Origin of the sequence: Agrobacterium sp. CNPSo 2736, from assembly GCF_004005385.1 — a bacterium.
In the GTDB taxonomy this organism is placed as follows: Bacteria; Pseudomonadota; Alphaproteobacteria; order Rhizobiales; family Rhizobiaceae; genus Agrobacterium; species Agrobacterium leguminum.
Window position 1 is genome coordinate 232,629 of the sequence record NZ_RZTX01000001.1, and the last position, 16,066, is coordinate 248,694.

Annotated in this window: 11 protein-coding genes; 5 read left to right on the forward strand and 6 right to left on the reverse strand. The window is 60.6% G+C overall.

Annotated elements, in window-relative coordinates:
• The first annotated feature begins 10 nt into the window (after positions 1–10).
• Complete coding sequence (locus tag EM858_RS01045; RefSeq protein WP_127755535.1) at positions 11–700, forward strand: response regulator transcription factor; 690 nt, start codon at positions 11–13, stop codon at positions 698–700.
• Between the two features lie 30 nt (positions 701–730).
• Here the strand turns inward: EM858_RS01045 and EM858_RS01050 are convergent, their stop codons facing one another.
• Entirely contained in the window at positions 731–1,783 is a 1,053-nt protein-coding gene (locus EM858_RS01050) for a low specificity L-threonine aldolase (RefSeq protein ID WP_127755536.1), read from the reverse strand.
• Positions 1,784–2,195: 412 nt separating this feature from the next.
• On the opposite strand from EM858_RS01050, the gene gltB reads away from it, so the two are divergent.
• Genes gltB through EM858_RS01060 form a run of 3 tightly spaced genes read left to right on the forward strand, consistent with a single transcriptional unit; the run spans position 2,196 to position 8,539 of the window.
• Positions 2,196–6,902, forward strand: coding sequence for a glutamate synthase large subunit (gltB, locus tag EM858_RS01055; protein WP_323131200.1), 4,707 nt, complete (start codon positions 2,196–2,198; stop codon positions 6,900–6,902).
• Between the two features lie 8 nt (positions 6,903–6,910).
• Positions 6,911–7,069 carry a hypothetical protein gene (locus EM858_RS27015; protein WP_162936798.1) on the forward strand — a complete coding sequence of 53 codons (159 nt, stop codon included), beginning with the start codon at positions 6,911–6,913 and terminating at the stop codon, positions 7,067–7,069.
• 15 nt (positions 7,070–7,084) lie between these two features.
• Complete coding sequence (locus tag EM858_RS01060; RefSeq protein WP_127755537.1) at positions 7,085–8,539, forward strand: glutamate synthase subunit beta; 1,455 nt, start codon at positions 7,085–7,087, stop codon at positions 8,537–8,539.
• A gap of 84 nt (positions 8,540–8,623) precedes the next feature.
• Here the strand turns inward: EM858_RS01060 and EM858_RS01065 are convergent, their stop codons facing one another.
• The 4 genes from EM858_RS01065 to EM858_RS01080 form a co-directional block, all read right to left on the reverse strand.
• Complete coding sequence (locus tag EM858_RS01065; RefSeq protein WP_127755538.1) at positions 8,624–9,979, reverse strand: HAMP domain-containing sensor histidine kinase; 1,356 nt, start codon at positions 9,977–9,979, stop codon at positions 8,624–8,626.
• Positions 9,976–10,650, reverse strand: a complete 675-nt coding sequence (locus EM858_RS01070) for a response regulator transcription factor (protein WP_078052056.1) — start codon at positions 10,648–10,650, stop codon at positions 9,976–9,978. The genes EM858_RS01065 and EM858_RS01070 overlap by 4 nt, the downstream gene beginning before the upstream one ends.
• Positions 10,651–10,896: 246 nt before the next feature.
• Entirely contained in the window at positions 10,897–12,132 is a 1,236-nt protein-coding gene (locus EM858_RS01075; protein WP_127755539.1) for a DUF459 domain-containing protein, read from the reverse strand.
• 65 nt (positions 12,133–12,197) lie between these two features.
• Positions 12,198–13,421 (reverse strand): lytic murein transglycosylase, encoded by a 1,224-nt coding sequence (locus EM858_RS01080; protein ID WP_003519550.1) that lies wholly within the window; start codon positions 13,419–13,421, stop codon positions 12,198–12,200.
• Positions 13,422–13,616: 195 nt separating this feature from the next.
• Here EM858_RS01080 and galU point away from each other — a divergent pair, with 195 nt between their 5' ends.
• Complete coding sequence (gene galU / locus EM858_RS01085) at positions 13,617–14,504, forward strand: UTP--glucose-1-phosphate uridylyltransferase GalU (RefSeq protein WP_080819540.1); 888 nt, start codon at positions 13,617–13,619, stop codon at positions 14,502–14,504.
• A gap of 59 nt (positions 14,505–14,563) precedes the next feature.
• On the opposite strand, the gene uppP is transcribed toward galU, so the two are convergent.
• A complete protein-coding gene (uppP, locus tag EM858_RS01090; RefSeq protein WP_127755540.1) occupies positions 14,564–16,063 on the reverse strand; it encodes a polysaccharide biosynthesis protein UppP in 1,500 nt (499 codons plus the stop codon).
• Between the last annotated feature and the right edge of the window lie 3 nt (positions 16,064–16,066).

A 16,066-nucleotide genomic window follows, 5' to 3' on the forward strand; every position in this document is an offset into this window, starting at 1 on the left:
GAGATCGGGAATGACCAATTCCGCCGTTCGTATTCTGATCGTCGACGACGAACCGCCGATCCGCAAGCTTTTGCGCGTAGGCCTGTCGACCCAGGAATATGCGGTGAGCGAGGCGATGAATGCGAAGGTGGCCATGGAGCTGGTCAGTGAGGACAAGCCCGATCTCGTCGTTCTCGATCTCGGCCTGCCGGATATGTCGGGGCATGATCTTCTGGCGAAATGGCGCGGCGAAGGGCTGGCGCTGCCGGTCATCATTCTCTCTAGCCGCACGGATGAGGCGGGTATCGTCAAGGCGCTGGAACTGGGGGCGGATGACTATATCACCAAGCCTTTCGGCATGAACGAACTCGTCGCCCGCATCCGCGTCGCCCTGCGCCATCGTCTGCAAAGCCAGGGGGAGAGACCGGTGTTCCAGACCGGAGATCTTTCCGTCGATCTGGTCAGGCGCATCGTCAAGGTGGAGGATCGGGAGGTGAAGCTCTCGCCCAAGGAGTATGATATTCTGCGGGTTCTGGTGCAGCATGCCGGCAAGGTGCTGACGCACCGTTTCCTGCTGGAGCATGTATGGGACGAACTGACCGATGTGCAATATTTGCGGGTCTATGTGCGCCAGCTTCGCCAGAAGATCGAAAAAATCCCGGATCAGCCGCGCTATATCCTGACGGAAACCGGGGTCGGTTACCGGCTGCAGGAGGTATGAGGGCGCCGCAAGGCGCCGCCCTCCGATAGTTTAAACGGCGGCGCAGATCGACAGGAATTCGTCCACATCGGCCTCGGTCGTCGCAAAGCTGGTGACCATGCGGATCAGCACTTCGTCCTTGCCGACCTTTTCCGGCATGTCGCGCGGCTCCAGCCAGTCATAGAACTTCGCACCCTTTGCCGTGGCGGCTTCTGCGGCGGCCTTTGGCAGAATGGCAAAAACTTCATTGGCCTGGGTCGGCCAGGCAAGGCGGGCGCTGTTCAGCGAAGCGAAACCGGCGCGCAGCCGGTTGGCCATGGCGTTGGCGTGGCTGGCGAGGCCGAGCCACAGGTCGTCCTGCAGATAGGCCTCGAACTGCGCGGCGATGAAGCGCGATTTCGAAAAAAGCTGGGCGGTGCGCTTGCGCAGGAAGGAAAAATCCCGGGCGAGCGAGGGATCGAAGAAGACGATGGCTTCCGCACACCAGCAGCCATTTTTCGTGCCGCCGAAAGACAGGACGTCGACGCCGCGTTTCCAGGTCATTTCGGCGGGCGTGGTGTCGAGGGCAGCCAGCGCGTTGGCGAAACGCGCGCCGTCCATATGCAGCGGCAGGCCGTTGTCTTTTGCGATTTTGGCGATGGCGTCGATTTCGTCGAGTGTGTAGACCGTGCCGGCCTCGGTCGCCTGCGTCATGGTGATGGCTGCGGCGCGGCCGTGATGCACGGCATCCTGCGGATAACGCGCAATGCGCTCGATGAGGTTCTCCGGCAGCATCTTGCCGTTCGGTCCCTCGACGGCGACCATGCGCATGCCGGAAAAGAAATCCGGTGCGCCGCATTCGTCCTCGATCACATGGGCTTCGGAATGACAGAAGGTCAGGCCGCCGGCACGGGCGATGCTGGCCAGCGAAAGCGAATTGGCCGCCGTGCCGGTGGCCACGAAAAACACCGCGACCTCGCGCTCGAAAATCTCGTTGAAGCGCTTTTCGATGGAGAGATCGAGTTCGCTGGTGCCGTAAGCGGCGGCAAAGCGCGTGGATTCCCGTGAAAGCCGTTCGTTGACGGCAGGGTGGGCGCCGGCCCAATTGTCTGAAGCAAAAAACATCTCTGAAGGCTTTCCGATGGCTGGGGTTCTGGTTTGGGAATGCGTGGCGCGATGAACGGCAAAGTTCTATGACCTAAGATTGCGATTGGCAAATCCGGCAATGAAAGCAATGGCTCTGCGGGTCTTGCGATAAGAAAGTTTCGCGCAATAGGTCAGTATCGAAACTTCGCTGCAAAATGGGGCTTTCACTAATTGGATTCGCACCCTTGCTAAATTCGCCTGTTTCTGCCAAAATCCTCGTGAATTGAGACAGCTTTGCTGTCCTAAATTTGATCGAGCCGGATTGAATGCGGATTTTGCGGGAAGCGAAAATTCGTGGTCGAGCCGGATCTTCGCATGAAACCATGCAAGTAATTTTGCAGGAGGGACAAAAATGACGAACAAGCCGCAGGCGGAAATCGCCGCCGCCACCCTGACCACAGACTGTCCCACCGCGGCTGCGGCCGCACCCGTTTCTGCGAAAGCGCGTTTCGCGGGCGGTTTGCCGGAAAGGCAGGGTCTTTACGATCCGGCCAATGAACATGACGCCTGCGGCGTCGGCTTCGTTGCCCATATGAAGGGCGCCAAGTCGCACCAGATCGTCAAGGACGGCCTGTTCATCCTTGAAAACCTGACGCATCGCGGCGCCGTCGGCGCCGATCCCCTGATGGGCGATGGCGCGGGCATTCTCGTGCAGATTCCCGACCGTTTCTTCCGCGAGGAAATGGCGGCGCAGGGCGTGACGTTGCCGAAGGCCGGTGAATATGCCGTCGGCCACATCTTCATGCCGCGCGATCCTTCCCGCATCGAGCATTACAAGAAGGTCATCGTCGACGTCATCGGCGAAGAGGGGCAGCAGTTCCTCGGCTTCCGCGATGTGCCGGTCGACAATTCCTCGCTCTCCAAGGCGCCGGATATCGCAGCGACCGAACCGCACCACGTGCAGGTCTTCATCGGTGCCGGCCGCGATGCCGCGAGCAATGCCGATTTCGAGCGCAAGCTGTTCCTGATCCGCAAGGTGCTCTCCAACCGCATCTATGACGAGGGCGGCGGCAAGGAAACGCAGGATTTCTATCCCGTTTCCCTCTCTTCCTCGACCATCGTCTACAAGGGCATGTTCCTCGCCTATCAGGTGGGCGCTTATTACAAGGATCTGGCCGATCCGCGCTTCGAATCCGCCGTCGCCCTCGTGCATCAGCGTTTTTCGACCAACACCTTCCCGTCCTGGAAGCTGGCGCACCCCTACCGCATGGTCGCCCATAACGGCGAAATCAACACGCTGCGCGGCAACGTCAACTGGATGGCGGCGCGTCAGGCGTCGGTTTCCTCCGTGCTGTTCGGCGACGATATCTCCAAGCTCTGGCCGATCTCCTATGAAGGCCAGTCGGATACGGCCTGCTTCGACAACGCGCTCGAATTCCTCGTGCGCGGCGGCTATTCCATGGCCCATGCCGTGATGATGCTGATCCCGGAAGCCTGGGCCGGCAACCAGTCCATGTCGGCCGAGCGCAAGGCGTTCTACGAATATCACGCAGCGCTGATGGAGCCGTGGGACGGCCCGGCCGCCGTCGCCTTCACCGATGGCAAGCAGATCGGTGCGACGCTCGACCGTAACGGTCTGCGCCCGGCGCGTTACCTCGTCACCGATGACGACCGCATCATCATGGCGTCGGAAGCCGGTACGCTGCCGGTGCCGGAAGAGCGCATCGTCAAGAAGTGGCGTCTGCAGCCCGGCAAGATGCTGCTGATCGACATGGAAAAGGGCTCCATCGTTTCCGACGAGGAAGTGAAGCACGAGCTTGCCGCCAAGCACCCTTACCGCACCTGGCTCGACCGCACGCAGCTCATCCTCGAAGAGCTGAAGCCCGTCGAGCCGCGCGCGCTGCGCCGCGACGTGTCGCTGCTCGACCGCCAGCAGGCCTTCGGCTACACCAGCGAAGATACCAAGCTTCTGATGTCGCCAATGGCGACGACCGGTCAGGAAGCCATTGGCTCCATGGGCACCGATACGCCGATCTCGGCCATGTCGGAAAAGTCGAAGCTGCTTTACACCTATTTCAAGCAGAACTTCGCGCAGGTCACCAACCCGCCGATCGACCCGATCCGCGAAGAGCTTGTCATGAGCCTCGTGTCCTTCATCGGTCCGCGCCCGAACATTCTCGACCACGAAGGCGCTGCCCGCGCCAAGCGTCTGGAAGTGCGCCAGCCGATCCTGACCAATGGCGATCTGGAAAAAATCCGCTCCATCGGCCACACGGAAGACCGTTTCGACACCAAGACGCTCGACTTCACCTATGATGTGGAGCGCGGCGCGGAAGGCATGCCTGAAATGCTCGACCGCCTGTGCGAGCGGGCTGAATCGGCCGTACGCGGCGGTTACAACATCATCGTTCTCTCCGACCGCCAGCTCGGCCCGGACCGCATCGCGATCCCCGCCCTTCTGGCGACGGCCGCCGTGCACCATCACCTGATCCGCAAGGGTCTGCGCACCTCGGTCGGTCTCGTCGTGGAAACCGGCGAACCGCGCGAAATCCACCATTTCTGTCTGCTGGCCGGTTACGGTGCCGAGGCGATCAATCCCTATCTCGCCTTCGATACGCTGCTTGACATGCACAAGCACGGCGCCTTCCCGAAGGAAGTGTCCGACGACGAAGTCGTTTATCGCTACATCAAGGCGGTGGGTAAGGGCATCCTCAAGGTCATGTCCAAGATGGGCATTTCCACCTACCAGTCCTATTGCGGCGCGCAGATTTTCGACGCCATCGGCCTTTCCTCGGAATTCGTCGAGAAGTATTTCTTCGGCACCGCCACCTCCATCGAAGGTGTCGGCCTGACGGAGATTGCCGAAGAAACCGTAACGCGCCACACGGCTGCCTTCGGCAAGGACCCGATCCTTGCCAACACGCTCGATATTGGCGGCGAATACGCCTATCGCATGCGCGGCGAAAGCCACGCCTGGACGCCGGATGCGGTCGCCTCGCTGCAGCACGCCGTGCGCGGCAACAGCCAGGATCGCTACCGCGAATTCGCCGGCATGGTGAATGAGACGGCGCTGCGCATGAACACCATTCGCGGCCTGTTCAAGGTCAAGTCGGCGGAAGCGCTTGGCCGCAAGCCGGTTTCCATCGACGATGTCGAGCCGGCGGCTGATATCGTCAAGCGGTTCTCGACTGGCGCCATGTCCTTCGGCTCGATCAGCCGCGAGGCGCATACCACGCTTGCGATTGCCATGAACCGCATCGGCGGCAAGTCCAACACGGGTGAGGGCGGCGAAGAATCCGACCGTTACATGCCGCTGTTGAACGGCAAGCCGAACCCGGAACGCTCGGCCATCAAGCAGATCGCTTCCGGACGCTTCGGTGTGACGACGGAATATCTCGTCAATGCCGATATGCTGCAGATCAAGGTGGCGCAGGGCGCCAAGCCCGGCGAGGGCGGCCAGCTGCCCGGCCATAAGGTGGATGCGACGGTTGCCAAAACCCGTCACTCGACCCCGGGTGTCGGCCTCATCTCGCCGCCGCCGCATCACGATATCTACTCCATCGAAGATCTGGCGCAGCTGATCTACGACCTGAAGAACGTCAACCCGGAAGCCGATGTTTCGGTGAAGCTGGTGTCGGAAGTCGGCGTCGGCACGGTTGCTGCCGGTGTCGCCAAGGCGCGTGCCGACCATATCACCGTTGCCGGTTTCGATGGCGGCACGGGTGCTTCGCCGCTCACCTCGCTGAAGCACGCCGGTTCACCATGGGAAATCGGTCTTGCCGAAACCCAGCAGACGCTGGTGCTGAACGGCCTTCGCTCGCGCGTTGCCCTGCAGGTGGATGGTGGTCTGAAGACCGGCCGAGACGTCATCATCGGCGCGCTGCTCGGTGCGGATGAATTCGGCTTTGCCACCGCGCCGCTGATCGCGGCCGGCTGCATCATGATGCGCAAGTGCCATCTCAATACCTGCCCGGTGGGCGTGGCCACGCAGGACCCGGTTCTGCGCAAGCGCTTCAAGGGCACGCCGGAACATGTCATCAACTACTTCTTCTTCGTGGCCGAAGAAGTGCGCGAAATCCTCGCTTCGCTTGGCGTTACCAGGCTGGACGAGATCATCGGCGCTTCCGAGCTGCTCGAGAAGGACGAGATGCTGGCGCACTGGAAGGCCAAGGGACTGGATTTCAGCCGCATCTTCCACAAGGTCGAAGCTCCGAAGGAAGCAACCTTCTGGACCGAGCGCCAGAAGCACCCGATCGACGATATTCTCGACCGCAAGCTGATCGAGAAGTCGCTGCCCTCGCTCGAAAACCGCGAACCCGTAGTTTTCGAAGTGCCGATCAAGAACGTCGACCGTTCCGCCGGTGCCATGCTGTCAGGCGCGCTTGCCAAGCGCTGGGGTCACAAGGGCCTGAAGGACGATACGATCCACGTCACCCTCAAGGGGACGGCGGGTCAGTCCTTCGGCGCGTTCCTCGCACGCGGCATCACCTTCGATCTGGTGGGTGACGGTAACGATTATGTCGGCAAGGGCCTTTCGGGTGGCCGCATCATCGTGCGTCCGCCGGAAAACACCCGTATCGTTGCGGAAAACTCGATCATCGTCGGTAATACCGTTCTTTACGGCGCGATCACCGGCGAGTGCTATTTCCGTGGCGTGGCTGGCGAGCGTTTCGCGGTGCGTAACTCCGGCGCGGTCGCGGTTGTCGAAGGTGTCGGCGACCACGGTTGCGAATATATGACCGGCGGCATCGTCGTTGTTCTCGGTGAAACGGGCCGCAACTTCGCGGCCGGCATGTCCGGCGGCGTGGCTTACGTTCTCGACGAAAAGGGAGATTTCGCCACCCGCTGCAACATGGCCATGGTCGAGCTGGAGCCGGTTCCGGAAGAAGACGATATGCTGGAGAAGCTGCACCATCACGGCGGCGACCTCATGCACAAGGGACGCGTGGACGTTTCCGAGGACATGACGCGCCACGACGAGGAGCGTCTCTACCAGCTGATCTCCAACCACTTCCATTACACGAACTCGTCGCGCGCCAAGGATATACTCGACCGCTGGAGCGAGTTCCGTCCGAAGTTCCGCAAGGTCATGCCGGTCGAATACCGTCGTGCGCTTGAGGAAATGGAGCGCATGCGCATGGGCGTGGCGGCGGAGTAATCCGCCGCGTGAGGATACTACAGCAACTGGTCTCGCTGATGATCGCGGTCGCCGTTCCCACGGCGATCACCTGGACGAGTGGCGAGACCGGATTTGAGTTCATCGTGCTGGGGGCGGCTTTTGGTTTCGCTTACTGGTACTGGGGCCCGACAGGCGCTCCGCTTTGATGTGAGGACATAAACGTGGGCAAGGTTACAGGTTTTCTGGAGATCGACCGGCAGGTGGGCAAGTATCAGCCCGCATCGGATCGTATCCGCCATTTCCGCGAATTCACCATTCCGATGTCGGATGCCGAGGTGCAGAAGCAGGCGGCGCGCTGCATGGATTGCGGCATTCCCTACTGTCATGGCCCGACGGGCTGTCCCGTGCACAACCAGATCCCTGACTGGAACGATCTGGTCTATAACAACAACTGGGAAGAGGCGATCCGCAACCTCCATTCCACCAACAACTTCCCGGAATTTACCGGTCGCGTCTGTCCCGCGCCCTGTGAGGAGGCTTGCACGCTGAACCTCGAGGATGCGCCGGTCGCCATCAAGACCGTGGAACAGGCGATTGCCGACAAGGCCTATGAGCTGGGCTTCATCGTGCCGAAGCCGGCGACGATCCACACCGGCAGACGAGTCGCCATCATCGGTTCTGGTCCTTCGGGCATGGCGGCTGCGCAGCAGCTTGGCCGCGCCGGCCACGAGGTTCATGTCTATGAGCGCGAATCCAAGCCCGGCGGCCTGCTGCGTTACGGCATCCCGGACTTCAAGATGGAGAAGAACTTCATCGACCGCCGTGTCGAGCAGATCAAGGGTGAAGGCGTCACCTTCCATTGCGGCGTCAATGTCGGCGTCGATGTGACGGTCGAGGCGCTTCTGGCCGACCACGATGCGGTGCTTTATTGCGGCGGTTCGGAAACCCCGCGCCCGGCCGGTATCGGCGGCGCCGATCTGCATGGCGTCTACGATGCCATGCCCTATCTCGTGCAGCAGAACCGCCGCGTCGGTCGCGAAAATATCGACAGCGTCGGCTGGCCGGCCGATCCGATTCTTGCCGGCGGCAAGCATGTCGTCGTTGTCGGCGGCGGCGATACCGCATCTGACTGCGTCGGTACGGCTTTCCGTCAGGGTGCGGTGAAGGTTACACAGCTCGACATCCGCCCGATGCCGCCGGAAAAGGAAGACAAGCTGGCGGTCTGGCCCTTCTGGGCGACCAAGATGCGCACCTCGTCCTCGCAGGCCGAAGGCGCCATCCGCGAGTTCCAGGTGGCGACGCTCGAATTCGTTGGCGAAGACGGCGTGTTGACTGGCGTGAAGTGCTGTCAGGTGGATGACCGCCGCAAGCCGATTGCCGGCACGGAATTCATCATCAAGGCCGATCTCGCCTTCATCGCCATCGGCTTTTCCGGTCCCTTCACGGACAGCGTGCTGAAGGAAATGGACGGCAAGCTGACGCTCAACACCGACCGTCGCGGCTCCACCAATGTGATCGCCAACGAAACGGACTATAAGACCTCGGTCGACAAGCTGTGGGCGGCGGGCGACGTGCGCCGTGGCCAGTCGCTGGTGGTCTGGGCAATCCGCGAAGGCCGTCAGGCGGCGCGTGCGATCGATGAAGCGCTGATGGGTGCGACCGTTCTTCCGCGCTAAGCACCGAAGGTAATACGAGCCGGAAAGGCCTGTTGCAGACACAACAGGCCTTTTCTTTTGGCTGCGAAAATGAGGGCTTCTTCTTCAGCAATAGGGAAGGGTGATACGGAAGCAGGCGCCACCGGTGGAAGCATCGCTGATGGTAATCTCTCCGCCGTGATAACGGACGATTTCCTGCACGAGGTTGAGCCCGAGCCCGGTGCCGCGATCTTTCGGTCGCAGGCGGTGGAAGGCATCGAAAACCAGTTCCCGGTCCTCCTCGGGAATACCATTGCCTTCATCGGCTATCTCAATCACCCGGTTTGTCGCCACCCTTATCGTGATCGTGCCGCGATTGCCGCCATGTTCGATGGCGTTTTGTACGATGTTCATCAGGGCGCGCTGCAACGAAGCGTCGTCGGCAAGGGCGAGGATAGGCTCTTCCTCCGGTTCGAAGGACAGCGCATATCCCTGTGATATGGCGAGCGGGGCCATATCGGCGACGACCGATCTGCACAGGGTGACAAGATCAAGGGGAACCAGAGGGGCCTTCTGCCCGCCAAGGCGCTGCAAATCGAGTAATTGTTCGGCCAGAACCGCGATACGGCTTGCATCCGCCAATATTCTGCTGCGGGCCGGGCCGTCCAGCAAGGTTTCCACCCGGGTCTGGAGGATGGCGACGGGGGTTCGCAATTCATGGGCGGCATCGAGAATGAAGCGCTTGTGCCGTTCGTAGCCATCGTCCAGCCGCTTCAACGCGCCGTTGACGGCATGGACGAGCGGCTGCACCTCCCGTGGAATATCGCCATCCGGCAATCGGTATCCGCGTCTGTCGATATCGATGGTTTCCGCCGTGCGAGCGATGGTGGAAAGGGCGCGAAATTCCCTGCGGATGATCCAGGGGATGGTCACGACTGTCACGATGGACATGAGAATGAGGACAGGCATGATCAATATGTTCGAGAACATCAGAACGGGGAAGGTCATGCTGAACGGCCCGCCTTTGCCGATCATGACGAATTCTCCCGCCGGTCCCGAAGCACGGCGCACGACGGCAATGCGCACCACGGCGAGGTAGGAATAGGACAGCGCCGCGTCGCGCACGTCGGAGACCCTGATGTCGCTCAGCTGCTGATCCATGTTGCTGAATGCCTCGGGCACCTGCCCGCCCTGCACGATTTCACCTTTTTCGCTGACCGCGACGAACCAGAAATCAGAGGTATTGTTGCGCAGGTTGATGAATTCGGGCGTTTCTTGGAGAACCAGCCGATTGTCCTCATTCCGTATGATCGCGTTGGCGGTTATCTGGGCAGCCTCCGGGCTGAGCAGCGCGCTGCCTGCGCCGCCGCTCGACATATAGGTGACAATGGCGGCGGTGACGAAGAAGAGGCTGCCGATCTGGAACAGCAGCAGTTGAATGGTGAGCCGGCGCTTGAGCGATTTTCTTCTGGTCAGCCTCACGAGGTTGCCCTCAGCAGATAACCGACGCCGCGAATGCCGTGGACCTCAAGGCCCGCATCCGCGGCCGCCAATTTGCGGCGCAGGCGGGAAATATGGGAATCGAGTGCATTGGACTGGATTTCATCGTCGAAATTATAAACGGCTTCCTCGAGCAATGAGCGCAGCACCGTTCTGCCCTGTCGCCGCAACAGGGCTTCGAGGATCAGCAGTTCGCGTCTGGTCAGCGGAAGGAATTCGCCTTTAATACGCACTTCGCGGGTTTCGAAGCAGAATTCCAGCCTGCCCAGTTTTGCCGTCATCGTCACGGTGCCGGCCGGCCGGCGCATCAGGGCGCGGATGCGCGCAAGCAGTTCCTCGACCGCGAATGGCTTGGCCAGATAATCGTCCGCACCGAGGTTCAGGCCATTCACCCGATCCACAAGCGCGCCCTGCGCCGTCAGCACGATGACGGGCGGGGTGACGGGCAGGAGCCGCAAATCTTCGATAAGCTGGATGCCGTCACCATCTGGCAATTGCCGGTCGAGCACGACAAGGTCGTGGACGCCGTCCATGATGGCGTGACGGGCAAGATCGAGCGTGCCGACCGTATCCACGATAATATCGAACCGGTGGAGCGCGGCGGACAGGGCTGCTGCCATTTCGCGTTCGTCTTCAACAAGCAGCAGGCGCATGAATTCATCTCGGTATTGTCCGGCGTACCTTCCGGAAAGGGGCGCGGCGAAAGGCAAAAAACGACGGCGCCGCTGACGCTACGAACAAGCGAGGCGTCGCCGTCAAATAGATGTCGCCATGCAAAAAGGGGAGCGGGGATGGTGGATGGCCAACCCTGCATTCCTGCAAAGCTGTACCTATCCTGTCATGTGGGGATTGCCTAAACATTACGCCCGCTGCGGGCCGTCAGGCCGCTGCGAAAGCGCTTATTGTTTTGCCTGTGTGGTATCGGGCGCCACACGATAGTCATCGATGCGGCCTGCCGGTGCATCGGCCATCTCGCCCCGCTTGGTCAACCTTTCGCGTGGCGATTCCACCACGGATACGCGTGTCGGTCCGGCGGCCAAAGGGGCATCGCCCAGCAGCTTGTCGCCGCCATCGAGATTGGGATCGGTGAGACTGATAGGCTGGGTGCGTACCTGCCCGGCATCGATGCCAAGTGCAGGCAGGGAGGTGAGCGCCGGCAGATTGCTGCCGTCCAGTTTCACGAGGTCCGGCCCAGCGCTATCGAGGTGCCGGCGCACGAATTTTTCGACGTAGAATGCAAGCTTGCGTTTGCCGGCTTGGGTCATGCCGATGCCATCAGCCTCGCGCAGGCGCGCCTGCTGGCCGTTCATGTCGTAACCGGTAATGACGAATTTTCCCGCCTCATCGACGAAACCGTCCCATACGTCCACGAATTCGCCGCCATATTTCTCGACATGGCTGCGATAAAGCCGGTTGAAACCGACGAGATCGGCCGAAAGCGACGGCGACTGGAAGGCGGGCAGGCCAACCCACAAGAGCGGCACCTTTTGGCGTCCGGCAAGGGCCAGAAGCTCATCGATCCGCCGCTCATATTCCTTGAACCAGACCTCTGTGCCGAATTTTTCCCTGATATCGCCGATCTGCATCTGCTGGCGATCGTTCGATCCCATCATGATGACGATGGTGGCCGGTTTGGTCTCGTTGATGAATTGCGGCAGGTTGGTAAACCAGTCATAATAATCGGTGCGGACGAGGCCGGAAGAACCATTGGCACGCACATCGACGGCGATTGCAGGCGAACTGGCGAAGGCATTGACCAGTTCTTCCCCCATGCCGCCGGCAAGAAAATCGCCGATAACCAGAACGCGCCGCGCATTTTCAAGCTTGGCGGCAGGCTCCGGCTTTGCGGTTCGCATCTGCACCACCGAGGGCGCTTTTCTGGCGGGTTGCGGGCGGGTGACCGATCTTTCACGGGGAGCAGACGGAAAGTCGCGGCGGTTGCGGGGCTGGTATTCGCGCCCGGATCCGCCTTCGCGGCCCACCGGCCTGCCAAAGAGCATTTCAAACAGGGTGCGCCGTTGCTCCTGGGCGAAGCTTTCGGAAGGAACGAGCGGCACGACAAGGACAGCGGAAAGAAGGACGGCGCAGAAACGCCAGCCGATTCTTCCGTTTTTTTCCGCAGGTTTCCTACTCATGACATCGACCCTTCCGGATATTTCGGCGGCGTTTCTTAACAGCCGCCGAATTCGCCGGCACATTATCAGTTGCGAAGGGCTCTCAGCAACCGCTGCGACGGCTGGCCGTCGGTTTCCATACCCATGCGCGACTGGATGGCGCTGATGGCGGCCTTCGAGCCGGAACCGAAGTTCCCATCGACTTCGCCGTCATAATAGCCGAGTTCTTTCATGCGGGTCTGCAGCTCGAATTTTTCACGAATGTCCAGCGTCCCATCGGGGCGCGGCCATTTCTGCTGCATGCCGCCATAACCGGCGATCTCATCCGCAAGCAGGCCGACGGCGAGCGCATAGCTGTCGGAGGCGTTGTATTTCTTGATGGTGAAGAAGTTCTTCATCATCAGGAAGCCGGGGCCGTTTGCTCCGCCCTGCAATTTCAGCATGGCGCGATCGGAGCCACGCGTGAAGTTCTTGCCGTTCGGGCGGGCGAAGCCGAGCTTCGTCCATTCCGCAATGGTCTTCGTCTGCCCTTCATAACGGGCGCCGCCACGCGGAACGGCGGTTTCATAACCCCAGGTCCGGCCCGGTTCCCAGCCGTTCTTGGAAAGAAGATTGGCAGCAGTTGCCAGCGCGTCCGGAACGGAGTGCCAGATGTCGCGCTTGCCGTTGCCATCCGCATCCACCGCATAAAGCAGGTAGCTGGTGGGAATGAACTGGGTATGACCCATCGCGCCCGCCCAGGAGCCTGTCAGCTGTTTCGGCGTAACATCGCCCGCCTGGAGAATCTTCAGAGCGGCGATCAATTGCGTCCGCGCGAATTTGGCGCGTTTGGGATCGGAATAGGCGAGCGTTGCCAGCGCCTGCGGGATATTGTGCAGCCGCTCCGGTTTTTCGAGAACCGCGCCGTAATTCGATTCCATCGACCAGATAGCGAGAATGATGTGCTTGTCGACGTTGAAGTTGCGCTCGATCCAGTTGAGGGTCGTCGCGTGTTTCATCTTCATCTCGCGGCCGATCCGCACCGTGTACGGATTGACGCGGGAATCGAGATAATCCCAGATCTGCGTGGTGAATTCCGGCTGGAAGGTGGCCTTGCGCAGCGCATCCGGATCCGGCTCGCTGACACCGGCAAAGGCCTTCTGATAGGTCGCCTTGCTAATGCCTTCTTTCGCGGCTGTTGCATAAAACTGGTTGATCCACTGACGGAATCCCTGATCGGCGCGGGCTGAAACGGGCGCCAGCGAGATTGCCAGGCCTGCAACCACCATGCAGCCGAATTTGCGGACATCTGAAAGGATCATCTTTGTCATCGTCTGTCTTTCGTTCTCTCGAATGTCATTTCGATTGCGAAAACGCATCGGGCGTCATCATGGATAACAAAAGAACGTCAACAAATTCTTTACCATTAATAGATGGTAGCGTCACCCTTTACAAAACGTTGTTATTTTTGAAATAACAACAGCGTGCGGGGATTGTGATCAAGTTTTATCTCTCAGGAGGGATATGTGGTAGAACAGAAGAAAATTCGGAAGGCCGTATTTCCGGTCGCAGGTCTCGGCACGCGTTTCCTGCCCGCAACCAAGGCGGTTCCGAAAGAAATGCTCACCGTCGTCGACAAGCCGGTCATTCAATACGTCGTCGATGAGGCGGCGGAAGCGGGCATCGAGCATTTTGTATTTGTCACCGGCCGCGGCAAGGCGGTGATCGAAGATTATTTTGATATTCAATTTGAACTTGAACAGATGCTGCGCGAGCGCAACAAGAATGCCGAGCTGACATTGCTGGCCGGCCTTCTGCCCAAGGCGGGCACCGCAAGCTTCACGCGCCAGCAGGTGCCGCTCGGTCTTGGCCATGCGGTCTGGTGCGCCCGTGATATCGTCGGTGACGAGCCTTTCGCGGTGCTCTTGCCCGATATGATCATGCATTCGCAGAAAAGCTGCCTGAAGGGCATGGTCGAACTTTACGACCAGACCCAGGGCAACGTCATCGCGGTGCAGGAATGCGCTCCCGACCAGACGCATAAATACGGTATCGTCGGTGTTGGCGACACCGTCGGCGAAGGTTTCAAGATCACTGAAATGGTCGAAAAGCCTGCCAAGGGTACGGCGCCGTCGAATTTCTACATCAACGGCCGTTATATTCTTCAGCCCGAGATTTTCGACATTCTCGAAAATCAGGAGCGTGGCGCCGGCAATGAAATCCAGCTGACGGACGGCATGCTGACGCTTGCCAGGTCGCAGCAGTTCTCCGGCTATCATTTCCGCGGCCAGACCTTCGACTGCGGCGCCAAGGATGGTTTCATCCTTGCCAACGTCGCCTTCGCGCTGGAGCGTGGCGATATTCGCCCTGCGATCGAAGAGCCGATCAAGGCGCTGATCGACGGGTTGAAGTAATCTATCAGAACAGAAACGGGATCCCGGCCTTCGCGCCGGGATTTCTTTTTGGCCGAAGCCTATCGCTTGAGGACAAGTCCTGCGCCGACGCGCAGCTCGCTGCTGTCATAAACCGGCGTCCACTGGTAGCTGACGTCCGCCGTCAGGTCGAGATAGCGGTTCAGCCCCCAGGTCAGGCCGGCGCCTGCGGTATATTCCACGGCATTTTCCATGTCGGAAGAGGGGAATGTGCGATGCACGATCTGCCCCGTCAGGCGGGCAACGAGGTTGCTGCGCAATTCGTGGGTCAGGCCGGCATCCAGCCGATAGGAAATCCAGCCACCCTGCGGTCCGCCGGCAAAGTCCTCTATCGTCGTGCGCAGGCCGAGATTGACATTGGTGCCGCGCTGGGGTGACCAGTTGAGTTCGCCATCCAGCGTCATTGCGCCGATCGAGGCGAGGCGATCGTCGTCATATTGCTTGCGCAGATAACCGATGGCGGCCTCGCCGCGGGTCTTCTCGCCAAGATCGACTTCCGCGCCGACCTTTGCCCCATAGGCATTGGAGGAGCGGGCATAGCCCGAATTGTCGAGACGCCTGTCATATTTGGTCGTGCCGGCATTCAGTTCGAGGAAGGGGATGAGCGCCGGCGACAATTCATAGCCGATGCGTCCGCGCAGGTTCGCGCCGTTCTGATCGCGGTCACTGAGGCTGATCGGCCGGCCGTCGACGCCTTTCGCATCCGTATAGACCGTGCGCGACAGATCGAGCGCCGCCAGACCGCGCAACTTGCCGAAATCCCGCTCTATCGACGCGCTGGTGGTGAAGCGGTGTTCGCCGCCCTGCACGGCAGCGCCGGTGAGAGCATTGGGGTCCGTCGTGTCCTCGCGGCTGAATTCATAACCGGCCTTGAGATTGGCCGTCGTTTCTTCGCCGAGATCAAGGCGCAGATCGGCCTCTATCCTGGCCCGGGGTTCCTCGCCGTCCTTGTCGCTGCCGAAATTTCTCTCCCAGGCGCCGTCGCCGGTCACCGTCAAAGCGTGACGGGACCAGTCGCTGGTGAGCGTACCGCGTATGCCCGTCGTCAGATAATTGCGCCTGGAAGGACCGCCGGTATTCGTCTGCTTTTCCGTATTGATCGTCTGGCTGATTGAAGGCCGTAGCAGGAATGTGCCGAGCCGGATGCCGGGCGTCTGGCCGGGTTCGGTCGCTATCCGGGGATTTTCGCCCCCGTCCACTGTCGGCTCATAGGGGTTTTCGGCCTCGGCATAGGGTTGGCCCGCGTCGTCCTGCTGTTCGTAAATCGGATCGCCGGGATTGTTGGAGGGACGCCACAGTTGCGGTGCGGGCGTGGGCGTAGCTGTGGCCGGGACAGTGCCAGTGCTCACCCTACTGTCCGTCGCCGGTATGGAGGAAGCTGCTCCGTCGGCGGCAGAAGCGGCGCCCGGCAAGACGGGTATGGCTGTCGTTGCAGTCTGCGCGAAGGCGTTTCCCTGCGGGTAAAAAATCGTGCAGGCGAGCAGCAGGGTTGCTGCTTTCCGCGACGTCGGCAGACGTGTGGCGGTGCCCTTCACATTCATTCC